The sequence below is a fragment of the Paenibacillus sp. FSL L8-0333 genome, assembly GCF_037965665.1.
GTDB lineage: Bacteria > Bacillota > Bacilli > Paenibacillales > Paenibacillaceae > Paenibacillus_AQ > Paenibacillus_AQ odorifer.
Map to the genome: position 1 here is coordinate 1,391,728 of NZ_CP150186.1, position 23,734 is coordinate 1,415,461.

Annotated in this window: 26 protein-coding genes and 1 riboswitch; of the genes, 23 read left to right on the plus strand and 3 right to left on the minus strand. The window is 44.8% G+C overall.

What is annotated here, in order from left to right; all coding sequences use genetic code 11:
- Positions 1–102 precede the first annotated feature (102 nt).
- A complete protein-coding gene (locus NYE72_RS06110; RefSeq protein ID WP_036681801.1) occupies positions 103–429 on the plus strand; it encodes a YnfA family protein in 327 nt (108 codons plus the stop codon).
- Positions 430–1,385: 956 nt separating this feature from the next.
- Here the strand turns inward: NYE72_RS06110 and NYE72_RS06115 are convergent.
- Entirely contained in the window at positions 1,386–3,074 is a 1,689-nt protein-coding gene (locus NYE72_RS06115; protein WP_076147460.1) for a methyl-accepting chemotaxis protein, read from the minus strand.
- A 367-nt stretch (positions 3,075–3,441) separates the two neighbouring features.
- Positions 3,442–3,487, plus strand: a riboswitch (PreQ1 riboswitch).
- 10 nt (positions 3,488–3,497) lie between these two features.
- On the opposite strand from NYE72_RS06115, the gene NYE72_RS06120 reads away from it, so the two are divergent.
- From NYE72_RS06120 to NYE72_RS06165, 10 genes are all read left to right on the plus strand, one after another.
- Positions 3,498–4,211 (plus strand): queuosine precursor transporter, encoded by a 714-nt coding sequence (locus NYE72_RS06120; protein ID WP_038569171.1) that lies wholly within the window; start codon positions 3,498–3,500, stop codon positions 4,209–4,211.
- Between the two features lie 278 nt (positions 4,212–4,489).
- Positions 4,490–5,971, plus strand: coding sequence for an AMP-binding protein (locus NYE72_RS06125; protein ID WP_094902891.1), 1,482 nt, complete (start codon positions 4,490–4,492; stop codon positions 5,969–5,971).
- Positions 5,968–7,119 carry a thiolase family protein gene (locus NYE72_RS06130; protein WP_339211532.1) on the plus strand — a complete coding sequence of 384 codons (1,152 nt, stop codon included), beginning with the start codon at positions 5,968–5,970 and terminating at the stop codon, positions 7,117–7,119. The genes NYE72_RS06125 and NYE72_RS06130 overlap by 4 nt, the downstream gene beginning before the upstream one ends.
- Positions 7,116–7,517 carry a MaoC family dehydratase N-terminal domain-containing protein gene (locus NYE72_RS06135; RefSeq protein ID WP_038569177.1) on the plus strand — a complete coding sequence of 134 codons (402 nt, stop codon included), beginning with the start codon at positions 7,116–7,118 and terminating at the stop codon, positions 7,515–7,517. Before NYE72_RS06130 ends, NYE72_RS06135 begins: the two co-directional genes overlap by 4 nt.
- Positions 7,492–7,833, plus strand: a complete 342-nt coding sequence (locus NYE72_RS06140; RefSeq protein WP_094902893.1) for a MaoC family dehydratase — start codon at positions 7,492–7,494, stop codon at positions 7,831–7,833. The genes NYE72_RS06135 and NYE72_RS06140 overlap by 26 nt, the downstream gene beginning before the upstream one ends.
- A gap of 2 nt (positions 7,834–7,835) precedes the next feature.
- The gene (locus tag NYE72_RS06145; RefSeq protein WP_080742418.1) at positions 7,836–8,657 is read left to right on the plus strand and encodes an SDR family NAD(P)-dependent oxidoreductase; all 822 of its coding nucleotides are present in this window, start codon (positions 7,836–7,838) and stop codon (positions 8,655–8,657) included.
- Positions 8,658–9,458 carry an energy-coupling factor transporter ATPase gene (locus NYE72_RS06150; protein WP_036681818.1) on the plus strand — a complete coding sequence of 267 codons (801 nt, stop codon included), beginning with the start codon at positions 8,658–8,660 and terminating at the stop codon, positions 9,456–9,458.
- Complete coding sequence (locus tag NYE72_RS06155; protein WP_038569181.1) at positions 9,443–10,300, plus strand: ATP-binding cassette domain-containing protein; 858 nt, start codon at positions 9,443–9,445, stop codon at positions 10,298–10,300. Before NYE72_RS06150 ends, NYE72_RS06155 begins: the two co-directional genes overlap by 16 nt.
- A complete protein-coding gene (locus tag NYE72_RS06160; protein ID WP_339211538.1) occupies positions 10,293–11,096 on the plus strand; it encodes an energy-coupling factor transporter transmembrane component T in 804 nt (267 codons plus the stop codon). The genes NYE72_RS06155 and NYE72_RS06160 overlap by 8 nt, the downstream gene beginning before the upstream one ends.
- 6 nt (positions 11,097–11,102) lie before the next feature.
- Positions 11,103–12,068 (plus strand): nitronate monooxygenase family protein, encoded by a 966-nt coding sequence (locus NYE72_RS06165; protein WP_038574185.1) that lies wholly within the window; start codon positions 11,103–11,105, stop codon positions 12,066–12,068.
- 84 nt (positions 12,069–12,152) lie between these two features.
- Here the strand turns inward: NYE72_RS06165 and NYE72_RS06170 are convergent, their stop codons facing one another.
- Complete coding sequence (locus NYE72_RS06170) at positions 12,153–13,247, minus strand: Xaa-Pro peptidase family protein (protein WP_036681827.1); 1,095 nt, start codon at positions 13,245–13,247, stop codon at positions 12,153–12,155.
- A gap of 225 nt (positions 13,248–13,472) precedes the next feature.
- On the opposite strand from NYE72_RS06170, the gene NYE72_RS06175 reads away from it, so the two are divergent.
- Complete coding sequence (locus NYE72_RS06175) at positions 13,473–14,315, plus strand: SDR family oxidoreductase (RefSeq protein ID WP_076104813.1); 843 nt, start codon at positions 13,473–13,475, stop codon at positions 14,313–14,315.
- A 25-nt stretch (positions 14,316–14,340) separates the two neighbouring features.
- Entirely contained in the window at positions 14,341–14,844 is a 504-nt protein-coding gene (locus tag NYE72_RS06180; RefSeq protein ID WP_076104812.1) for a GNAT family N-acetyltransferase, read from the plus strand.
- Positions 14,845–14,861: 17 nt separating this feature from the next.
- On the opposite strand, the gene NYE72_RS06185 is transcribed toward NYE72_RS06180, so the two are convergent.
- On the minus strand, positions 14,862–15,206 hold the full coding sequence (locus NYE72_RS06185) for a helix-turn-helix domain-containing protein (protein WP_076104811.1): 345 nt from the start codon (positions 15,204–15,206) through the stop codon (positions 14,862–14,864).
- Positions 15,207–15,297: 91 nt separating this feature from the next.
- Between NYE72_RS06185 and NYE72_RS06190 the strand changes: the two genes are divergently transcribed.
- The 10 genes from NYE72_RS06190 (at position 15,298) to NYE72_RS06235 (ending at position 23,442) form a co-directional block, all read left to right on the plus strand.
- Positions 15,298–15,558, plus strand: a complete 261-nt coding sequence (locus NYE72_RS06190; protein WP_076104810.1) for a YqkE family protein — start codon at positions 15,298–15,300, stop codon at positions 15,556–15,558.
- Between the two features lie 228 nt (positions 15,559–15,786).
- Positions 15,787–16,734, plus strand: coding sequence for an ABC transporter permease (locus NYE72_RS06195; protein ID WP_339211541.1), 948 nt, complete (start codon positions 15,787–15,789; stop codon positions 16,732–16,734).
- Positions 16,735–16,736: 2 nt separating this feature from the next.
- Positions 16,737–17,681: an iron chelate uptake ABC transporter family permease subunit gene (locus tag NYE72_RS06200; RefSeq protein WP_339211542.1), complete on the plus strand. Its 945-nt coding sequence runs from the start codon at positions 16,737–16,739 to the stop codon at positions 17,679–17,681.
- Positions 17,675–18,430 carry an ABC transporter ATP-binding protein gene (locus tag NYE72_RS06205; protein ID WP_339211544.1) on the plus strand — a complete coding sequence of 252 codons (756 nt, stop codon included), beginning with the start codon at positions 17,675–17,677 and terminating at the stop codon, positions 18,428–18,430. Before NYE72_RS06200 ends, NYE72_RS06205 begins: the two co-directional genes overlap by 7 nt.
- A 122-nt stretch (positions 18,431–18,552) precedes the next feature.
- Positions 18,553–19,557, plus strand: a complete 1,005-nt coding sequence (locus tag NYE72_RS06210) for a siderophore ABC transporter substrate-binding protein (RefSeq protein ID WP_339211546.1) — start codon at positions 18,553–18,555, stop codon at positions 19,555–19,557.
- A gap of 166 nt (positions 19,558–19,723) precedes the next feature.
- On the plus strand, positions 19,724–20,227 hold the full coding sequence (locus tag NYE72_RS06215) for a sigma-70 family RNA polymerase sigma factor (RefSeq protein ID WP_038569189.1): 504 nt from the start codon (positions 19,724–19,726) through the stop codon (positions 20,225–20,227).
- Positions 20,220–21,413: an anti-sigma factor gene (locus NYE72_RS06220; RefSeq protein ID WP_038569190.1), complete on the plus strand. Its 1,194-nt coding sequence runs from the start codon at positions 20,220–20,222 to the stop codon at positions 21,411–21,413. The genes NYE72_RS06215 and NYE72_RS06220 overlap by 8 nt, the downstream gene beginning before the upstream one ends.
- A 202-nt stretch (positions 21,414–21,615) precedes the next feature.
- Positions 21,616–22,122 (plus strand): metallophosphoesterase, encoded by a 507-nt coding sequence (locus tag NYE72_RS06225; RefSeq protein WP_036681852.1) that lies wholly within the window; start codon positions 21,616–21,618, stop codon positions 22,120–22,122.
- 102 nt (positions 22,123–22,224) lie between these two features.
- Positions 22,225–22,686, plus strand: coding sequence for a GNAT family N-acetyltransferase (locus NYE72_RS06230; RefSeq protein WP_339211548.1), 462 nt, complete (start codon positions 22,225–22,227; stop codon positions 22,684–22,686).
- A 33-nt stretch (positions 22,687–22,719) separates the two neighbouring features.
- Entirely contained in the window at positions 22,720–23,442 is a 723-nt protein-coding gene (locus NYE72_RS06235) for an HAD family hydrolase (RefSeq protein WP_339211550.1), read from the plus strand.
- Positions 23,443–23,734: the final 292 nt, after the last annotated feature.

Genomic DNA, 23,734 nt, shown 5'->3' on the forward strand with positions numbered 1-23,734 from the left:
CTTGAGTAATTTGCTGTAGGTAGCACCACGGATGAACCTTGAGTACAATTTGTTATGAGTAACCTTTGCGTTTTTAGGAGATTGACAGGGAAGAGGGATGACATGTTATTTGCCATTCTGCTATTTATAATTGCTGGCCTTGCTGAGATCGGTGGCGGATATTTAGTGTGGTTATGGTTGAGAGAATCAAGGCCACTTTGGTACGGCTTAGTGGGGTCCTTGATTCTGATAGCGTATGGGATTATCCCTACGTTGCAGAAATTCCCTTCCTTCGGCAGAGTGTATGCGGCTTACGGCGGGGTGTTTATCGTGCTCGCGGTCTTATGGGGATGGCTTGTAGACAAGAAGACACCAGACGTATATGACTGGGTCGGAGCAGGTATTTGTGTGATCGGTGTATCGGTCATCCTCTGGGCACCGCGACACTAAGTTGAGTGATGTTTGCTTAGCCATAAAAGCTGAATGAAAGCTGAGTAACCTAGTTTTTACTGAGTGAGTAACTTGGCTTCGGACTCAGGGGACCTTATTTGCGAAAAAAGGGTTATTTTGGAGCGTTTTCGGACACCAGAGGCGCTATTTGAACAAAAAAGGCTGAGTCTGGGTTGATTATGAGGCCATAGCGTCTCTCGAGTCCGAAAAAGCCTCCAAATGGTAGTTTTTCGAGTAATAGCGGCATCTGAGTCCGCAAGCCAGCAGCAAATAGCGTGCTGAGGTCTAAGTGAGAGCTTCGCGCAAGCTAGTGCATGTAGCTGATTCTATTGCTGTAGGTAGCATCCACGGAGGAACTTTGAGTAACTTGCTGTAGGTAGCATCCACGGAGGAACTTTGAGTAATTTGCTGTAGGTAGCATCCACGGAGGAACTTAGAGTAATTAGCTGTAGGTAGCATCCACGGAGGAACTTTGAGTAATTTGCTGTAGGTAGCACCACGGATGAACTTAGAGTAATTTGCAGTAGGTAGCATCCATGGAGGAACCTTGAGTAACTTGGCTCCGGACTCAGGAGACCTTATTTGCGAAAAAAGGGTTATTTTGGAGCGTTTTCAGACACCAGAGGCGCTATTTGAACAAAAAAGGCTGAGTCTGGGTTGATTATGAGGCAATAGCATCTCTCGAGTCCGAAAAAGCCTCCAAATGGCATTTTTTCGAGTAATAGCGGCATCTGAGTCCGCAAGCCAGCAGCAAATGGCGTGATGAGTCTAAGCGAGAGCTTCGCGCAAGCCTAGCGCAAGCCTAGCGCATGCACCCTGAGTCTAAGCGAGAGCTCCGCGCAAGCCTAGCGCATGCAGCCGAGTCTAAACGAGACCTCAGCAAGCGCTAGCGAGCCATAAACTAAAAACCCCCCTTCAACACTTTCGTGTGAACGGGGGTTTTTAGTTTACAAGCGTTAAATCTTAAATTGCTGCACAGCTTCTTGGAGTTTCTTGGCTTGCTCATACAGATGTTTTACGGTTTCTGCATGGCCTTCCAGTTCGACGCGCTGCCGCTCTGAGTTAGCAGCGAGTGTGTCCGCACTTTCTTGCGATCTTGATGTAATTTGTGCAGTTTCTTCGACGGAAGCACTGACTTCTTCTGTACTTGCCGAGATTTGCTGTGTAGCCGCAGATACGGATTGGATGCTGTGATTGATGCTTTGGATAAGGATCAAGAGGTGATTAAAGGCATCACCTGCTTCTGCTACCTTGCCGACTCCAGAGGCAACCTCAGAATTCACGTGGTTCATCTCAGTAACGGAGCGGCTCATATCTTCCTGAAGGCCAAGTAGGAAGTCACGGATCTGTTCGTTTGCGTTACGGGATTGTTCAGACAGCTTGCGTACTTCTCCGGCAACAACAGCAAAGCCGCGTCCATGCTCTCCTGCGCGTGCAGCTTCGATTGAAGCATTCAGCGACAGCATTTGGATCTGTTTCGTAATTTCAGTAATGCTGTGAACGACTTCTCCGATCATTACTGAACGCTCATTCATGATTTGTAACTGATCCAGCGACTGTAGGGAAGCACGTTCAACCTGGCGCATTTGCAGCACAGCGCTTTGAGCAATTTCATTACCGCCACTTGCTTCAGCGGAAGCCTCACTGATTTGCTCCGTGACTTCATTCGCTGCTGAGGCAATACTTTGAATGCCTAAATTGATTTCTTCCATTGCTCTCGAGTTATCTGATGCACTGCTAGCGATAGTCGTACTACCTTTGCCGATTTCTACTACCGATGAGCTGGAGTGTTCTGCCATATCATTGAGAACCTCAACACGTTCTTTTAAAGAGTTGGAATCTGCAACGACAGTATTAGAGGTTACCAGTACATGTCCGATCATTTCTTTCAGGCGTTGGGTCATCGCTTGGAAGCTTACGGACAACTGTGCAACTTCGTCATTTCCTTTAATTGATAATTCTTCGGTGAAATCTCCCTCTGCGAGCCGGGCACTATAAGCTGCCAGTTTTGAGATTGGACGTGTTATACGCACACTCATAAACCATGCACCAGTTAGGCCGATGATCAACGTCAGAAGTGTGATGCCGGCACTTGTCCATAGAATGCTGTCTGTTTTTTCTTGAATGAAGCTTACGTCACTGCTTACACCGATGATCATCGTACTTCCGGGAATACCGATATAAGCTGTTTTATGTATACCATGCGCGTCGCTATATGTATCGCTTAGTCCAGTTTTTCCTTTAGAGGCTTGTTGCATTGCAGAGGATACGGTGACACTTTCTGCCCGTTGCAATTTTGCATCGTGATCTGCGGATAGAATCTCAGCTTCTTTCCCTTTCAGATTGACCAGAAAAATGGTTTCCACTCCATGTTGTTTCCTCTTATCCTGAAAATAGAACTCAAGATTGGTGGCAGATTGTTCGTTCTTATTTAGCGTTTGCTGGGCGTGCATTACGTTGAGATTCTTATATACGTCCTGAGCAGCGGCAGTAAGGATTTTGTTAATCTGTGGCATAACATAGCTGTTGAAGATATTGATGGAGATAAAGTAGAAGCTGGTGCTTAACAAAAGAGACGTGAGCAACAGAACAACAAATAATAAACGCGTGAATTTGCGACTGATCGAATGCTTGATACGAAACATATCGTTCTCTCCTTTTTTTATGGACGGTGAGGTCATTTCTTTTTTTGGTCTTCACTAGATACTCCATGCCAACTGCTGGAAATTGGCGACCCGAGATATATTCCATAGTTATGTCATATTTCTACTAAATGGATCGGGAATAAGGTGTTTGATACTATTCTATAGAATTAACCTCTGGATGAATAGTGAAAGTTTTGTCCTATAGAGCATTTTTTTCTGAAAAAAATGAATTATTGCTGACTATTTTAGATAATTGTCGAAAAAAAAGAACTGGAACTACCAATTTCATATAAAAATATTATTTTTATGGATTGTTAAGCGCTATTGTGATAGAGTATTAATGTTTTGTTCCAAAAATTTAATAATGTAAGCCGCGGTTCGTAACCATCCCGCGTAAACAAAACTAGGAGGAGTTTCAGTAATATGTTTAATTTGTTGTGGGGAGTTTTATTTGTTATTGTCAATTTTGCCTTTTTTCTACTCTGTTACCGCCTGTTCGGGAAAAGTGGAATGTATGCCTGGGTAGGTATTGCTACTGTAATTGCTAACATTCAGGTAGCTAAGACGATTGCTATGCCATTTGATATTGTGATGACACTCGGAAATACGATGTATGTCACTTTGTATATGACCAGCGATTTGCTTAATGAGAAGTACGGAAGAGCGGAAGCACGTAAAGCGGTCTGGTTTGGTTTCTTCACCTTGCTTATGACTACAGTCATTATGCAGATGGTACTAGTATTTAAGCCACAGGAGACCGATATCGCTCAGTCTTCTTTGGAGACGATTTTTGGGCTGATGCCTCGACTAGCTTTGGGTAGTCTTACTGCTTACTTCATTAGTCAGTTCCTAGATGTTCGGTTGTACTCTTGGATTCGTAAATATTACAGCACCTCAAGTCAGCTGTGGATTCGTTCCAACGGCAGTACGATGATTAGCTCCTTTGTGGATACACTTATCTTCTGCACCATTGCGTTTGCGGGCTTGTATGACTGGAATGTATGGCTTGAAATTTTGCTTACAACTTATCTAGCGAAGTTCTTACTAACCGCAGTAAGCACACCTATCTTATATATCGCCCGAACCTTTACTTTTTCTGAAGAGGGTACACCATCGACCGTTCAAAAGAAGGACTAAACAACAATACAGCCAGCGCGTACCGATCATAATCGATGCGTGCTGGCTATTTTTTTAGTTGTAAGATGGACTTAATAGTTACATGAAAATGTGTACATAAAAATAATATAAAGCTAAAATAAGCTATCATAGCAATTCTAGCGGGTTAGTTTAACAGGAGCGCCTGCGATGGCGCTTAACACATATACTTTAGTCTGGGCTGGACTTGCGGGGCAGTCCGATTGAAGAAAATGTATATAATTGGTAGTCACAGAAATTACGAACAGGTGTGATCAAGGATGAATCTAGTAGTTCCTATACTGCGTCATGCAGCACAGCAGCCCGACAGCATTGCCTTAACCCATGACCAAGCAAGTCATACCTATGCCACATTAGTAAAAACGATGCGGAGAATCGCGAATGGCTTACAGCAAAAGGGTCTGAGGCATGACAAAGTCGCGATTTTATCTACGAATCGTATTGAATTTGTTGAGGTTTTCTTGGGGGCGATTTATGCGGGCTGTGTTCCCATCCCCTTAGATCCCAAATGGAGTGCTAATGAACTGCAGGTTATTATAGAGCAGTGCCAGCCGACAATGATTTTTGCCGAGCCGGAAGCCGCAAAGAATCTGGTCTTCAAGGATCAAGCGATCCCAACATTGACCTTCTCAAATGAACGAACAGGTTCCTATGATCAGTGGCTGGCTGCCCTGAAGCCGGAGGCTGAGTTGGATGAGACGAATGAATTATTATTTATTGGCTTTACTTCAGGCACAACCGGGTTGCCCAAAGGTTATATGCGTACCCATTTATCATGGTTAAAAAGCTTTGAGGTCTCGAATATTGCTTTTGAATTGGACGCTATGAAGGATGTTTTGGCACCAGGTCCATTTGTGCATTCCCTATCCTTATTCGCCGCAATGCAGAGTCTATATTGTGGAGCAACCTTTCATATCACACAAAAATTTAGTGCCACGCAGGTGTTAGAGCTGTGCCGGCAAATTCCGGGCGTGGTGCTGTTCGTCGTACCAACAATGATCGAATCCATGATGTTGCAGGCTGTACCTGGGCAGATACAGATGGATGCGATTATTAGCTCAGGTGCAAAGTGGTCGGAGTTGTCCAAGAAAAGGGGCATGGAAGTGTTTGGTGGAGCGCGTCTTTATGAATCCTACGGTTCTTCAGAAGCGAGCTATATTAGTTATTTGGATGTTCTGACCGAGCATAATCCGACCTCTGTAGGCAAACCTTATCCCGGGGTGCAAATTTCCATTCGTGATGACCAGTTCCGGGAAGTCCCTCCTGGGGAGATTGGGCAGCTATATGTGCGTAGTGATATGATATTTTTAGGCTACCATCAATTGCCGAATGAGACAGCAGCAGCTTTTAGAGAGGGATGGCTTGTTTTAGAAGACTATGTTTATCAGGATGAAGCTGGTTATTTATATATGGCGGGACGTTTGAAGAATAAAATCATATCCGGAGGGCTGAACGTTTATCCGGAAGAAATAGAGAGGGTGCTGGAGTTTCTTCCGGAAATAGATGAAGTGATGGTGCTTGGCGTGCCTGACGATTACTGGGGAGAACAGCTGATAGCCCTCGTGAAGTGGAGCGGAGAGCAGCATTTATCTGTCGACGAAATTAAGAATTATTGCCGCCAGTATTTAGCGAGCTACAAAGCGCCGAAGCAGCTGCTAACCCTGGATGAATTTATCTATACAAGCAGTGGCAAAATTGCCCGGCAAGCGATGAAAGACTATGTGAAAAGAGCGATGGTATGATAGAAGCAGTAATTGTCATGGCAAAACGTACACCGATTGGCAGAATGGGTGGCTTATTAAGTACACTTGAGCCGGAAGCATTACTGGCGCCGCTTATTCAGCATATTGTAGCCGAAACGAACTTGCCTAAAAAACTGATCGATGATGTCATTATTGGGAATGTTGTGGGCCCAGGAGGTAATATTGCCCGGGTAGCTGCGCTTGAAGCGGGGCTGCCTGTTTCGGTTCCGGGAGTCACCGTGGATCGTCAGTGCGGATCTGGGATAGAGGCAATTAATATAGCAGCAAGACTGATTCAAAGCGGCGCTGGTGAGATTTATTTAGCGGGTGGTGTCGAAAGTACGAGCCGTGCTCCATGGAAAATGGCTAAACCACAGACGTTAATGGGGGTTCCACAGCTATATACCCGTGCACATTTTACGCCTAGCTCTTACGGTGATCCGGATATGGGAATTGCTGCAGAGAATGTAGCTAGGAAATACGGGATTTCTCGAGAAGAGCAGGATCAATATGCCTTAAAAAGCCATCAAAAGGCGGTTCATGCTCAGCAAAGTGACCGGTTTCAGCAGGAGATAGTACCTCTTCAGGTAGAGGGGCAGTGGGTGAACACCGACGAATGTCCTCGGGCAAATACGAGTCTGGACAAGCTGCAAAAGCTGCCGCCAATTTTTGAAGAAAAGGGTACCGTCACTGCTGGAAATGCCTGTCCTATTAATGATGGCGCAGCGCTTCTATTAATGATGTCTCGGGAGAAATGCCAGCAGCTTAAGCTGAAGCCTATTTTACGGGTCGTGGATGCGCAAGCTGCGGGTGTAGATCCGAACTATTTAGGGATAGGGCCTGTACCAGCTGTGCAAAAGGTGTTAAAACGCCAAAAGCTTACCGTTGCCGATTTAGATATCGTAGAGTTTAACGAGGCTTTTGCTTCACAAGTATTGGCTTCACTGAATGAGCTTCAAATTCCACAGGAAAAGGTCAATCTTGGCGGGGGGGCATTAGCAATAGGCCATCCATACGGAGCTTCCGGGGCTATTTTAATGACTCGGTTATGTGCTGAAATGCAAAATGCTCCTTACCAACGAGGGCTTGCTACTCTGGGAATCGGCGGCGGGATAGGTCTGGCAACACTCGTGGAGGTTATAGAATGAACAGTGTCCGACATCAGATCCATATGACTGCTGAATGGATTTCGGACTACGCACAGAGTATTGAAGCACCCTTGCAGACGATAAATGGAAAGCTGATCGCTCCTACGACGATGCCTATTATTTTCTGGCAAGACTTCGATATTCCTTGGTTAATCATCGGTGAACCCTTGCTTCACGGCACTCAGAAATTTTCATATCAGGCTCCGATTACGGCGGGGATGATTTTGGATTGTGAATTAGCGTTAACGGGCGAGGTGCAAAAAGAAGGAAGACAGGGTAAACTGACTTTTTACACACATACGCTGGTTTGTAGGTGTGAGGGTGAGCTTATAGTCACCGCAGAAACGGTGTTAATTCGGGTAGGTGATGATCATGATAAAAAAGTGCATAACTGCTGAGGCACTCCGGCAATATGCAGCTGCTTCCCAAGATTTGGCGCCTATACATCTAGATGCAGAGGCCGCAGCTAAGGCTGGTTTGGAGCGACCCATCGCACATGGGATGTATCTTATGGGATTAGCTCAATCCTTGTATATTGCTGAGCACCCTACACAGTGGATCACTCAATATGATATGAAATTTCATAAGCCTATAGAGGTCGATAGTGTCGTGATTTTTGATTTTGCAGCTGACGACTGCTTTGTGAAAGTGATCCTTACAACAGAAGCTGGCGATGTTATTGCTGCGGGAGCTTTTGCAGTGAAAGAGGTGTAGTGATGAATAGAGTAGCCTTAATTACTGGTGCAACAAGAGGGATCGGACGTAGTATTGCCATGCAGCTTGGCAAGTCAGGTTATATAGTGGTTGTAAATGGTACGAAACAAGTCTTAATTGATGAGGTTGTGCGCGAGATCCGCCAGGCAGGCGGAGAGGCGCTAGGGTACGCTGCTAATGTAGCCGATCCAGTCGCAGTCACTGCCATGGTAGATGAGGTCATTGCCCGATACGGTCGTATCGAGGTGTTGATAGCTAACGCGGGGATTTTGCAGGATCAGAAATGTCAGCGTATGACGGATGAACAGTGGAAGACTGTTCTGGATGTGCATTTAAATGGCACCTATTATAGCATTCAACGAGTATTACCACATATGCGTGAGACAGGTGGGGATATCCTGTTGATGACCTCTGCTGCTGGACTAGCAGGTTCCGTGGGTCAGGTGAATTATAGTGCAGCCAAGGCTGGAATACTCGGCATGATGTGGACGCTCGCAGCAGAGCTGAAACGTGACCAGATTAGGGTCAATGCGATTTCTCCAGCGGCGTTAACGGATATGACCAGACCTATAATTGACCATCTGAGGGAAAAACATGCCAGTCGGAATGAACCTTTGCCTGACTTTTGGAGAATAGGTGACCCGGAGGCTATTGCTTCCTTCGTGACTGCATTATTGAGGGAGTCCGACGCGGATTTAACCGGTGAAATCTTTGCTGTGAATGGATCAAAAGTGACAAAATGGGAGAAGCCTGCACCTGCATTTTCCGAGAACAGCATTGAGGCATTTTTTGCTGCTTGGCACCTTCAAAAGGGGAGTGAATAAATGCTTACCTTCGATCAAGTTTGTTTTTATTATAAAAAGGGACAACCTCTCCTGGAGGATATTAGCTTTACGATAGAAGCAGGGGAGTTTGTGGCGATAGTTGGCGCGAATGGTTCTGGCAAATCCACTATTGCAAAGCTCATGGACGGACTGCTGCTGCCACGAAAAGGGGCTGTACAATTTAAGAGCTTGGACACGGCAAAACCAACGGATCTTGCGGAGATCCATCAGCAAATCGGTTTTGTTTTTCAGAATCCAGAGGATCAGTTTATCACCACAACCGTTATGGATGAGGTGCTTTTTGGTTTGGAGAATATCCGTGTGCCGAGGGAGGAAATGCGCAGCCGATTGGATCATGCCTTGCAGGCCGTTCAAATGGAGGATTATCTGGAGGCTATGCCACATCAGTTATCTGGAGGTCAAAAGCAACGTGTCGCTATCGCAGCTATATTGGCGATGCGCCCGCAAGTCATTATTTTTGATGAGGCTACCTCAATGCTTGATCCTCAGGGAAGACAGCAGGTTCTTTCCATCATGCAAGAGCTGCATCGTCAAGGCCTGACCCTTATTCATATCACCCACCATATGGAGGAAGTGCTTGCAGCAGAACGCGTATTGCTCCTGCACCAAGGACGACTTGAGTTTGACGGCGATCCACTAACTTTTTTTGAAACCATGCCTGTTGCGGACTATCAATTACATCTGCCCTTCGCAGTGCGTGTACATACATTGCTCCATTCAGCAGCACCGCTAACAGCCGATTGGAAGGGGATAATTCGATCACAATGGTCTACCAATTAAAAAATCTAAGTGTGAACTATGCCGATCATGTGGCTTTGCACAATATAAACTGCACTATTCCTGAGGGCAAATGGATTTCTATTATCGGTCCAACAGGCGCAGGAAAGTCTACCTTTGTCAAAGTGCTGAAGGGCTTGATTCCCACCGTAAAAGGAGACTATTGGATTAATCAGCAGCCTGCCAGCAGAGATGCCAAAGGGCGCTTAAAGGTTGTCCCTGAGTTGGGTTTCGTTTTTCAATATCCGGAGCATCAGCTATTCGAAACAACGGTGTATAAGGAGCTTGCTTTTGCTCTGAATCAACAGGGCGCTTCACGTCAGCAAATTACAGAGGCGATTGAAACGATTTTGCCACAAGTGGGTTTGCCTGAGGGAATTCTCCCCTTAAATCCATTCCAGTTAAGCGGTGGTGAAAAGCGCCGTGTAGCTATTGCCTCTGTACTGATGACAAATCCGAAGCTGCTGATTTTGGATGAACCGACAGCGGGTCTCGATCCTGCTAGCCAAGTGTCTTTGCTGAAGCTACTAAAGGAATGGCAGCAACAAGACAATCACACGATCCTCTTCGTTTCGCATCAGATGGATGATGTTGCCGAATACTCGGATGAGGTCATTGTTTTTCATGAAGGTCAGTTAAAAGGGCATCATGATATCAGAACATTGTTTCTGGAAAAGGAAGAATTACTGCTGGAACTTGGACTATCCTTGCCTGAACCCGTACAGCTCTTGAAGCTAATGGAGGAATTATCTGACCAGAAGATTGAAGTTGCCAGCTGTAAAGAGCAGGATATCCTCGAAGCGATTTTGCCGATTTGGCATTCGAGGGGGCAAGAGCATGGCTGATTCCGTATTAGTCGGTCAATATGTGGAGACACATTCGATTTTTCATCGTTTAGATCCTCGTACAAAGCTTGTAAGTATCGTGATACTCATGCTTAGCTTTATGATGCTTGGAACGGGGATTAGTTATGTTGTTGCAACCTTTTTTGTACTGGGAATGTTGTTACTGTCGAAAGTTCCTGTGCATTTTTTTTGGCGAGGGCTGCGGCCGGTATTATTTATTTTATTGTTTACTTTTGTTTACAATGCCGTGTTCACCAAAGGGACGGTTCTCTGGTCATGGGTTTTTATCGAGGTGACTGAAGAGGGACTGCGAACAGGATTACGTTTTGTATGGCGTATTATATTGCTCATCTTGTTAGCCTCAGTTCTAACCTTAACTACTAAGCCGCTGGACTTAGCTTATGGTCTGGAAAAGCTGCTTGCCCCTCTATCCAAATTGGGGGTACCCGTAGAACAGTTCTCTTTAATGATAGTGATTGCGATCCGTTTTATCCCTACCCTCAAGGAGGAGCTTGATCGTATCTTTCTCGCACAAAAGGCTAGAGGTTATGATCTTACAGTATTGTCACTGCCTAAACGGATATACGCGTACATTCCGATCATTATTCCTCTGCTCTTCACAACGATTCAACGTGCTGAACAGCTGAGCTATGCAATTGATGCGCGTGCTTATGGTAATGGTAAAGGAAGGACTTCTTTTAAAAGACTGCAATTTCAGCAGATAGATTATCTGGCAGGGGGAGTTGCCCTTTTATTTGCCGTGATTCTGCTTTGCTTAAAGATAGGAAAGGTGTAGATGAAGATGAAATGGAACACCCGTATTACGGAGTTATTGCACATAGAATATCCTATTATTCAAGGAGGACTTGCTTATTTAGGTTATGCAGACCTCGCGGCTGCGGTTTCAAATAGCGGTGGACTGGGTCAGGTCACAGCAATGAGTCTTCCGGATGCTGAGGCCTTACGTGCAGAAATACGGCGGGTACGAACACTAACAGACAAGCCATTTGGTGTTAATTTTGCTATCGGCATGCATGGGATTGGTTATGAAGACCGGGTGCAGGTCGCCATCGACGAGCAGGTTCCCGTGGTGAGCCTCACTGGAGGGAATCCAGCCCCTATACTGGAAATGTTACTGCCCACCGATATTAAAACGCTCGTGCTCGTCTCCTCACGCAGACAAGCCCAAAAGGCCGAACAATTAGGCGCTTCTGCAGTTATTGTTGTTGGGCAAGAGGGCGGGGGTCACTTAGGGCGTGACGATGTTGGAACCATGGTGCTCGTTCCTCAAGTGGTCGATGCGGTTAATATCCCTGTGATTGCTTCAGGAGGGATCGGAGATGGCCGTGGATGGATGGCTGCTCATGCGCTTGGGGCTGAGGGAATCGAAATGGGCACTCGTTTCGTTGCTACAGTGGAATGTGTGCACGCGGCTGTTTCTTATAAAAAAGCTTTAGTAGAAAGCTCAGAGTCGGATACGGTTGTAATCAAACGTTCTATTGGAGCACCCGCACGAGTGTTGCGTAGTGACTACATTGATCAAATTCTTGAAATCGAGCGCGTGACACCGACCTATGAAGCATTAAAAGAATATATCAGTGGTGCAGCCAACAAGCGCTGGATTTATGATGGTATCAAAGAAGAGGGCATCGGCTGGGCAGGTCAAGTAACAGGAATGATCCAAGATATACCTACAGTCGCGGAGCTGGTCGGCAGGATGGTTAAAGAGGCTGGGTCGATTCGCGGGATGTGGGGAACACAGGTTTAAATAAAAACAAACACAGAGCGGTGATTCTCTCATTATTGGAGGAATCGCTGCTCTGTGTTTTTGACCGTGGCTTGTAATTCTTTTCTACAAATGAAGAATAGTCAGTTCCTTAGGGAAGCTTGTTAAGGTCTCTGCGCCTTCAGCTGTAATAATCAGATCATCTTCGATACGCACACCCGCTAGTCCAGGCACATAAATTCCTGGCTCAACGGTGAACACATTGCCGATCTCGATAATGTCATCGTTCTGTCCGTGAAGTGATGGATATTCATGAACATCCATACCCAGTCCGTGTCCGACACGGTGCAAGAAATATTCCCCGAATCCAGCTTCCTCAATTACATCACGTGCAGCTTTGTCGACTGAGCCGAAAGGTGCTCCAGGATTGGAGGCAGCGATCCCAGCTTCGTTGGCAGCCAGCACAGTGTTATAAATAGTGATTAGCTTGTCGTCCACGGATTCAATTGCAAAGGTACGTGTAATATCAGAAGCATAACCATCGGCATACACCCCGATATCAAACATCAGGAAATCGCCTGGTTGAATGACCCGGTTGCCAGGAACACCGTGAGGTAGGGCAGTTTTCGGACCAGAAAGCACCATAGTGTCGAAGGAAGGACCGGAAGCGCCAACCTTTTTCATTAGATATTCTAGCTCCGCTACTAGATCGTTTTCTGTAACGCCTGTTTTTACGTGGGTAAGAACGCGGCGCAAGGCTTCCTCAACTAGCTCAGCGGCATGTTTCATGCGCTTAACTTCATCCGGGGTCTTTTTGGAGCGCATGCTGCGCAGCAATGGACCAATATCACTAAACCGTTCAGCTGGAACAGCAGCGGTTAGGTGTTCAAAACGGGCTACTGAGAAATGTTCCTTCTCTATGCCAAGAGTTCCAAGCTTGCTGCTGCCGAAACAATCTTTAAGCAGGTTATAGGGATTATCAGTGTCACTGTGAGTTAGGATTTTGGTGACCGAAGAAGCCGCTTGAGCCGCTTCTGCATCCAATGCAGGCAGAATGAGCATAGGCTCTTCTCCGCGTATCAGCAGCAGACCCAGAAAACGTTCATGCGGATCGCTGGCGAAGCCGGTTAAGTAGTAGACATGCTTGGGATCTGTTACGAGCAGGGCATCCAGGCCTTCGCCCGCCATTTGCTGCTCTAGGCTTGTCAGAGCATTATTCATAGTTGGTGTTCCCCTTTCAACTTCACGATTAGAACTGCAATATTCCTATTATAGATCAAAAATAGACCAGACGCACCTGACGAACTATAACTATCGTTGGCTAATCATGACATGAAGCTTTTCTTAACCCTACTAGTTGGTGTAACATATCTTTAAATATACTTCTCCTAAGGTTAGGCTAAAGCTTATTCAGGTACGGTTGTTGAGAGAGGAGTGATTCTTGGAATGAGAGGAACAATCGCACTTGTTACCGGAGCGAATTCCGGTATGGGGCTGGCTACAACAGTTGAACTGGCTCGCAAGGGAGCCAAAGTCATTATGGTTTGCCGTAATCGCCAGCGGGGAGAAGAAGCACTTGCTGCCGCCAAACAAAAGAGCCACTCCGAGGATATCGAGCTCATGTTGTGTGATCTGGCTTCACTTGAGAGCATTCGCAGCTTTGCTGAGGAATTTACTATGAAATATCCGATGCTAGACATACTTATCAATAACGCCGGGGTAGTCACGATTAAGCGTCAGCTTACGAAGGACGGCTTTGAGATGGATCTTGGCGTAAATCATTTGGGGCATTTTCTACTTACAAATCTGTTACTTGAGTCGTTGCAGGCAGCAGAGCAAGGCCGTATCATTGTGGTTGCCTCCGGTGCTTACAAAATAGGTGCGCTCCATTATGAAGATCCAACCCTGGCTCGCCGTTTTAATCCTGCAAAAGCCTATGCCCGATCCAAGCTAGCCAATATTCTGTTCACGCGGGAGCTGGCTTCGCGTCTTCACGGAACAAGGGTGACGGTGAATTGCTTGCATCCAGGTGCAGTGGGGACGAATATAGGTGTAAACCGGCAGACAGGCTTCGGCAAGTCGGTACTTAAGTTACTCTCATACTTTTTCTTAACACCTGAACAAGGCGCCGATACAGCGATTTATTTGGCTACAGATCCTGATCTTGGAGAGGTAACCGGTCAATATTATTATCGAAGAAAGATTAAACAACTGTCTCCCAGAGCGCAGAATACAATAGAGGCCGAACGGCTGTGGCAATGGAGCCAGGAGCAGGTCGGCCTGAGTTAATTAACACATTTGGAGGAATTAAGGGATGAATTGGGAGAACAGCAGAATTGAAGATGCGACATCTGCAGACTTAGCAGCTATTGTAGATATTTATAACTCAACGATTGCTGGGAGGATGGTAACTGCAGATCTGGAACCCATTACTGTTGCAGACCGGGAGAAATGGTTTCTTGAGCATAACAGCCATCACCGTCCCTTATGGGTACTGAAGCAAGGAGATGAAATTGCAGCATGGTTCAGTTTTCAATCCTTCTATGGTCGTCCAGCGTATAATGTAACAGCAGAAATCAGCGTATACGTGAATGAAAAGTTCCGTGGTGGTGGTGCTGGCAGAATTCTTCTGACAGAGGCCATTGAGAAAGCTCCTAGTCTCGGAATTAAGAATCTAGTCGGCTTTGTGTTTGGACATAATGATCCAAGCCTTGGTTTGCTGAAAAAATTTGGTTTTAAAGAGTGGGGAATGCTGCCTGGTGTGGCTGAACTTGACGGTATAGAGCGCGATTTAGTCATTGTAGGCCTTAAAGTCTAAAATACCAGATAAAACGCTTACATTTTGAGAGTTGGATCTAGGTTATCGGTGTCGCAATCGACCCATTCTTTGGACCAACTCTGTAAGTCTCGGATGACTGATTCCAGGGCAAGACCTTTATCCGTCAAAGAATATTGGATTCGCACGGGGGTCTCTGGGAACACTTCTCGAAGAACGATCCCTTCCTGTTCCAGCTCTTTGAGCCGTTCGGAGAGCAGTCTTCCACTGATGGGCAATGCCGCTTCAATTACATTGAAACGTTGGGGTCCTTGAAGGAGCTGGTAGATAATTAAACCAGTCCAACGCCTGCCGATAATATCCATACTTTTTTGTAGCCGGGGACATAAATCATTGGACTTCATAGGGCTCACCTCTTAGTAAACATTATAAACGAAAAGACCAATAACTTAAACAAATTCCAATTTAATTCAGTACTAGAAAGGATGATGGACAGTGGCTAAAAAAAAGAAAATGCCTACCACACCAAGAGCCGCTACGAATGATGGTCCTGCTACGTTAAAAGACCTGCTAAGCAGTGATGTTCTAGGAAAGCTGAAGGCGCAATCTGATGCGTTGAAAGCGGAGGAAAATGACCGTAAAGAAGCTGCCCGTAAGGCAGTGGAAGATCAGCGCAAGGCTGAGCAGAAGCGGTTGGAGAATGATTTTGCACATCTGCTGGAGAACAGTAATCAGGATTGGAAGAAATTTAAATAAATCCTATGGCTTAGCGCTAAAAATATGGCAGAGATTAAAGAGGCACCCGTTAGGGTGTCTTTTTTTATGTAACTTAAGCAGATAAGCCTAAGTCTTAATTATTTTAAATTTAAGTATATGAAAGGGTTGACCCTCAAAGTGGGCTTAGGTATAATTTAAAACATTGCGAATGAAAATCATTATCATAATATCGCATTTGTAAACTATTAAACAGATAAGGAACAACTCATGAAACTAAAATATTTGTCCCTACTTCTAATAGTATTTTCATTTATTTCTTTGTTTATAGGCGTTAAAGATATATCCCCATTAGATCTCTTTCATCTTACGGAATCTCAAGCACAGACCTTGCTGGTAAGCCGGATTCCCCGGTTAGCCGCATTGATTACCGCTGGAGTCAGCATGAGTATTGCCGGATTAATTATGCAACAGCTGTCACGCAATAAATTCGTCTCACCGACTACGGCAGGGACGATGGATTCCGCAAAATTTGGTATTCTCGTATCCCTCATGTTATTCACAGGCGCAACGCCAATGCAGAAATTGCTTGTTGCTTTTGTTTTTGCGCTATTGGGCACCTTTATTTTTATGAGAATCCTGGATCGGATCAAGTTCAAGGATAGTATTTTTATCCCGCTGGTCGGACTCATGTTCGGCAACATTGTAGGCTCGATTACAACATTTTTTGCGTATAAAAATGATTTGATTCAGAATATCTCATCTTGGATGCTTGGGGATTTCTCGACGATTATCAAAGGCCAATACGAATTAATTTATATCAGCATTCCACTTGTCATTCTGGCGTACCTCTTCGCTAATAAATTTACGGTAGCCGGTATGGGCGAGGATTTCTCCGTTAATCTTGGCATGAACTACAAAGCGGTGGTCAACGTGGGATTGGTAATTGTAGCGTTAATCTCTTCTGTTGTCATTTTAACCGTAGGTACGATTCCATTTCTGGGTCTAGTAGTACCTAACATTGTAACGTTGTACATAGGGGATAACCTCAAAAAAAATCTGGCGCATACAGCCATTCTCGGAGCGGTGTTCCTCCTGTTCTGCGATATTCTGGGCAGGCTCATTATCTATCCATATGAAATATCAATCAGTCTCACGGTAGGCGTCATCGGTAGTGGTCTGTTTATCTACTTGCTGATGAGAAGAAAGGCGAACTAGAGATGAAGACAAAACTAACTATATTATCAATAAGTGCTGTCGCCCTCATCGTCTTGTTTATGACGTATCATGCTTTGGGAAATTGGGACTACGTTCTGCCCAGCCGGGGAAGAAAGCTGGCGGCCATTCTGATTACCGGAGTTGTGATAGCTGTCTCTACCGTAGTTTTTCAGAGCATCACGAACAATCGTATTTTGACACCAAGTATTCTCGGGCTCGATTCCCTGTACATGTTAATCCAGACGTTCGGTGTTTATGCCTTAGGTTCATCGAATATGACCTTTATGAATAAAAACATCAACTTCTTGTTCTCTGCGTGCCTCATGGTCCTGTTTTCAGGCGTATTGTATAAGCTAATGTTCCGTAGGGAAGGACAAAATATTTATTTCCTGCTGCTGGTAGGGCTGATCATGGGGACGATGTTCCAGAGCGCGTCTTCTTTTATGGAAGTGCTTATTGATCCGAACGAATTCCTGATTCTACAGGGGAAAATGTTCGCCAGCTTCAACAATGTCAGCAGTGACCTATTGATTCTTTCCACCATTGTTCTGACGTTAACTACGTTGTACTTCCTGCGATTTGTTAAGTATTTGGATGTTATTTCGCTTGGAAAAGACGAAGCCATTAATCTGGGGATCAATTATGACTATGTAGTCAAAAGGCTGCTAGTTATTGTATCTATCTACGTTTCGATCTCGACGGCATTAGTGGGGCCAATCACTTTCTTAGGTTTGTTGGTAGCTAATGTAGGACACCAGTTGTTCCGTACCTATAAGCATGCCTATCTGATTCCTGGAACGATTCTGCTGAGCATTGTTGCGCTTGTCGGCGGGCAGTTCCTGGTCGAACGTGTTTTTGGATTCAATACTACGGTTAGTGTGATTATCAATTTTGCAGGCGGCGTCTACTTCGTCTATCTGCTGTTAAAGGAGAATAAGTCGTGGTAGAAGTTAAAAATTTAACCAAACGTTATGGCGGAGTAACCGTCGTTGATGATGTGTCCTTGTCCATTAAAAAGGGCGCAATCACCTCGTTTATCGGACCAAATGGTGCGGGTAAAAGTACACTGCTCTCCATGATCAGCAGACTTATCTCCAAAGACGCGGGAGAGGTGCTGATCGAAGGTAAGGAAATCGGTACCTGCAAAAGTAATGAGCTTGCTCGTAAAATATCGGTATTAAAGCAGTCCAATCATATTAGCGTACGCCTCACTGTGAAGGAGCTCGTTTCTTTTGGGAGGTTCCCGTATTCACAGGGGAAGCTGAGCTCTGAAGATCGGGCGTTCGTTGACGAAGCGATTGCTTACATGGATCTCCAAGAGATGCAGGATAAATATATTGATCAGGTCAGTGGAGGGCAACGCCAGCGGGCATATATTGCCATGGTCATGGCTCAGGATACAGAGTACATTCTGCTCGACGAACCGCTCAACAACCTTGATATGAAGCATTCCGTCCAAATTATGAAGGTGCTTCGCCGCTTGGTGGACGAGAAGGGGAAGACGATTGTGCTCGTTATCCATGATATTAACTTTGCTTCTTGTTACTCTGACTACATTGTTGCGCTTAAAAATGGAAGAGTAACTTCCTCGGGTACAGCGGATGAAATTATAGATTCTGCAGTTCTTAAAGAGGTATATGACATGGACATTCCTATTGAAACTATAGGAGGCCGAAAAATCGGTGTCTATTTCTAAAAAGGTAACTATTACTATGCGGATATTATTATGACGTAACGTAAGAAGTGAAAGGCGCCAGCTTCTTAACGCATACGCGAATAATTCAAATAGCTTCACTATAAAAATTAGGGGTGAATACATTGAAGAAGAACTTATCTTTACTGATGATGACAGTATTTCTTGCGGTAATCTTGGCGGCTTGCGGCTCCAATAATGCAGCAACTTCAAATAACAACACAGCAGCGGCAGGCAATTCGGAGGCTACTACTGCACCAACAACGGAAGCAACTACAGCACCGACAGAGCTTACTTTCAAGCATGCGCTTGGCGAAACAACTATCAAAAGCAATCCGCAAAAAGTGGTTGTTTTTGACTTCGGTACACTGGATACGCTGGATAAACTGGGCGTAGAGGTGACTGGAGTGCCTCAAAGTAATGTACCGGCTTATCTCTCTAAATATAACGATGCTAAATATGAGAATGTTGGTGGTTTGAAAGAGCCTGACTTCGAAAAAATAAACAGTCTTTCTCCGGACCTGATCATCATTTCCGGCAGACAACAGGATTCTTATGAAGAATTCAGCAAAATTGCACCTACTCTGTATGTGGCTGTAGATAATGCAAACTATATGGAATCTTTTACGAATAACGTGAAAATGCTGGGTCAAATTTTTGGAAAAGAAGCAGAAGTAGAAACTGAGCTTGCGACTATCAATGATTCCATCAAAGCTTTGAATACGAAGGCAACAGCTGATGGCAAAAAAGCACTTGTTATTCTCGCGAATGAAGGAAAAATCAGTGCTTACGGTGCAGGTTCCCGTTTTGGGATTATCCATGATGTGTTCGGATTTGCACAGGCAGATGATAAAATTGAAGTATCCACTCACGGACAAAGCGTATCTTACGAATATGTAGCGGATAAGAACCCGGATTATCTGTTTGTAGTAGACAGAGATGCGGTTGTGAAGAGTGATGGCGGTGAATCCGGTTCAGCTAAAAAAGCAGTTGAAAACGATCTAGTGAAGAATACAAATGCCTTTAAAAACGGTAAGATCATCTACTTGGATCCTAACTACTGGTATTTGTCCGGTGGCGGTTTAATATCCGTTAGCGAAATGCTCAAAGAAGTTGAAGTTGTTCTGTAAGCAGAGTAACTTGGTGAATTAAAAAGCCTGTTGGCGGGAGTAATACTCCTTGCCAGCAGGCTTTTTTCGCTTTTTTCCATAGATTTACTGGTATATTCATACTAGTTGCTAAATTTATCTGTAACTTTTCAGGCTGGGATACGTGGTTAGGTTAAGGGGGGAGTGCATGAAGCGAAATTCATTGGATGAAATATATCAGATGTATGTGATGGATATTTACCGCTATTTGCGCTCCCTTTGTGGTGATCATTATGCGGCTGAAGATTTGATGCAAGAAACCTTTTATCGCGCTTATCTACATTTGGAGAATTGTAAAGAAGAGAAGATTAAACCATGGCTGTTCCGTGTCGCTTATAACGCCTTCGTAGATTACAAGCGAAAGGAAGGTCGCAGTACAGTTCAGAGTGAGGATTATTTCAAAAAGCTTGCTCATCCAGATACCACAGAAAGCACACTGCTTCATCAGGAACGTTGGGAAGAGATGAGGATAGCGGTAAGTGAGCTACCGGACAATCAGAGAAATGCACTGCTGCTGCATGATTTTCATGGGCTGAGTTATCGGGAAGCATCGGACATTATGGATGTGGGCTTGTCCCAATATAAGATATTGATCTTTCGGGCCAGACAGAAGCTGCGTGAGGCAGAGCGGAGGAGAAATGAACATGAGTGAAGAGTTTAAGGAGAAGTTAAGAAGGTATGGCGAAGGCACTCTTGCTGATGAGGATAGGGATGAGGTTGAGCGTGAGTTAGAGAAGATGGAAGCTTACCAGGCTTATCTGGATGAACTCATGGGCGAAGAAAAGCCGGCTCCAGATGAGGAGAAGAGCATAAAATTCGGAAAGGGTAAAAGAAACAGACCCGGCAAAGAAAAAAAGATCATCCGCCGTGGCAAGTGGAAAGCACGTATATCGAATACTTTAACGGTGATTTCTGCGTTTTTGATTTTTTTGATTGTCAGCAGTATCATCACAGCGGTATTTTATAGCACTGGAGAAAGAGGAGAGACTTACCGTGATGTCGTTTCTTCCGCAATTGCTGTTTCACAGCCGAATACGATCGTCCATTTGAGTAGTGATTCCGGACCGTTTTTTAGTATGAATCTGCAGGGTGAAATAATAAAACAAATTGGTGATGCGCGGATTAATGTTGGAGATTATTCGATGAAGTTTCTATTAGGCTGGCCTAGAATCTATAGTTATTCATGGACATATGAACGCAGTGGGACAGGTAATTACTTTATCTATCCCATTGAGAACCAGTCTGCAGAAAATAGGATGGATGACAGCAGTGAGTGGGAAAAACTAGAGAAGCTCCCTGAAGGTACGGTAGGAGAAGCCTATTTGTCTTTTGAACAATTTTTTACGACAGATGAGCTATTGAAGAAGTTTCAGCATAAAAATCTTGAACTTTTATGGTTCGCAGCAGATACAGGTCCAAGGACACAAGAGCCAGTAATAAATGATCCCTTAGGATTTCCAAGTATGCCTATCTGGCATGCTGATGATATGAAGGTGACACAAGAATCAAAGAAAAAGTGGGGTTGGTTTGGAGGGGTGACTAGCCGCACGAGTGTTTCTCCATCTGTTGACTCATATGGGGATGGTGAACTGCGTAATGCGAACTTCCTTAAGACACTGCACTTAATGCAGGAGCATAAATCGATCGCCAACAAGGTAATTCCGTTTATTGATCTGGATGACTCCATTAGCTATCTGGAGAAGAACGGAGTTAGGCTGTATGGAGCTGTCGTAACCGGTCCGGTTAAAGAGTTGCTCAAGTTAAAGGAAGAAAAATGGGTCAGTAATATTCATGTTGAAGAAGTAAGATTATGGAATTGGCAGGATAGAGAGAACTGAGTTGGGATGCTAAATACTGTAGAAGGTAGTAAGCGTAAATGATTTCTTCGTAATTACTTAATGGCAGTCGGATATGCCCTGTGTTAGTGGGGTGTACCCGGCTTTTCTGTGTGGGAGAAGTCACAGAACTTGCTTCTCGTTTAAGCAAATCGTACAATTATTTGAATATGAGATGAGTATGATAGATTAGGAGCTGAGTTATATGAAAGTAGGCGTGGTATCAGATACACATATGACAAGAATGGCTAAGTCTCTGCCCAAAGCGCTTGTTGCTGAATTCCGGAATGTAGACTTGATTCTGCATCTTGGAGATTGGGTGAGTATGGGAATCTACGATTTGTTGGCTGAATTAGCTCCAGTGGAAGGGATTGCTGGAAATAACGATGGAATAGAGATCATTGAGCGTTTCGGGGAGCGTAAGCTGCTAACGCTTGAGGGAGTCCGGATCGGAATGGTCCATGGGCATACGCCACACTCCCGCAAAGGAACGGACGGGAATGCGCTGCTTGCTTTTGCGAACGATAAGGTGGATTGTATTCTTTTTGGTCATTCGCATCAGCCTTTATTGCGGGAAGAGAATGGGATTCTGCTCTTTAATCCAGGATCGCCAACAGATAAACGACGTGAGAAACTGTATTCCTTCGGAATTTTGGATATCGAAGAGGGTAAAGTCAGTGCCCGGCATGTGTTCTACGATTCCAAAGAATAAGAATAATTGTCCAAATGATCTGGCGTTCGCTCCATGGTGCACGGTACGGCTGAAATATACAATAACGTTAAAACGGCCCAAGCCGGAAAGTGAGCGCTGAGGATGAACAACTATCGTATTGAACGTGTGATCTATGATGATTTGGAACGGCTTATCCCATTGTTTGATGAGTATCGGGTATTTTATGGGGCAGTCTCTGATCTGGATGGTGCACGTGCTTTTTTATCAGATCGATTGAAGCTGAACGAATCGGTAATCTTTATTGCGGTGGGGGGAGAAGGCGAGGAGAAAAGAGCGTGGGGCTTCACTCAGCTCTATCCCTCTTTTTCATCGGTTTCTATGGAGCGTCTCTGGATATTGAATGATCTATATGTAACTGCGGAACTGCGAGGCCATGGGCTCGGCTCCAAGCTGCTGGAAAGTGCCAGAGCTCATGCGCTCGCTACGAATACGAAGGGCTTGTCCATGACAACAATGACGGCGAATGTGGGGGCACAGCGTTTATATGAAGCGCATGGCTACATTCGGGATGATGATTTTTATACCTATAACCTTTTTTTCTAAAGCTAGAGAGAAAGATGAGTAAGGGGCGTTAAAGTGGATACAAGTAATAAGCTGGCAATCTTTTTTGACCTTGATGATACTTTATATGATCATTTGGTTCCTTTTAAAGAAGCGGTGCGTCAAGTGCTTAGACCGGATGAGAACAGTCTGGACTTTGCAGAATTATTTTATAAAGTAAGACATCATAGTGATGTATTATGGCCTATGTATTTACGTGGAGAAATTCCGCTGGAGGAAACTAGGGTACGCCGATTGGAGCTTGCTTTTGCAGAGTATGGTTTACAGCTTGATCGTGACCAAGCCACGGCGGTACAAGCGGCATACATTGGCCGTCAGTACACCATTCAAATGATAGATGGAGTCCGGGAGCAATTGGAAAGGTTCATTGCTGCTGGTCATAAAGTAGGCATCATTACGAATGGACCCAAAGATCATCAAATGAAAAAGATTCGCGGATTAGGTCTGGATCAGATGATCCCCGAGGAGATGATTTTTATTTCTGACGCGGTAGGTCTGGCCAAACCAGATCCGCAACTCTTTTTGCATGTAAATCAGAAGTCTGGCACTTCACCAGACCATTCACTTTATATAGGCGATACCTGGGCTAATGATGTAGTAGGAGCGCTTGCGGCTGGCTGGAAGGTCTGCTGGTATAATCCGAGAGGCAGACAGCCGGCTACGGATCATAGGCCTAGTTATATTTTTACGAATTATAAGGAATTTAGCGAGTTGCCTTTGGTGCTGCAAAAATCTTGATCGGGAATTAATTAGGGAAAAACTCCCTGAAATTAACCGGTTAGAGCGCGAAATTGAGGTTATTGGGGAATTCCTCCCTAATAAAACCGAAATAAACATGTTTATAGCCATATTCGGGTGATTTTTAGGGAGGTTTTCCCTAATCGAAGGTTTACATTGAAAAAATCTAATGATTTTAGGGAGGAATTCCCTAATTATCAGGCTGCTGGGCGATGAATGGGCAATGAATATCCCTCAGCCACGCCAAAGAACCTTTATCCACAACAAAAGAGCTTGCCTCCCAAAGCCAACA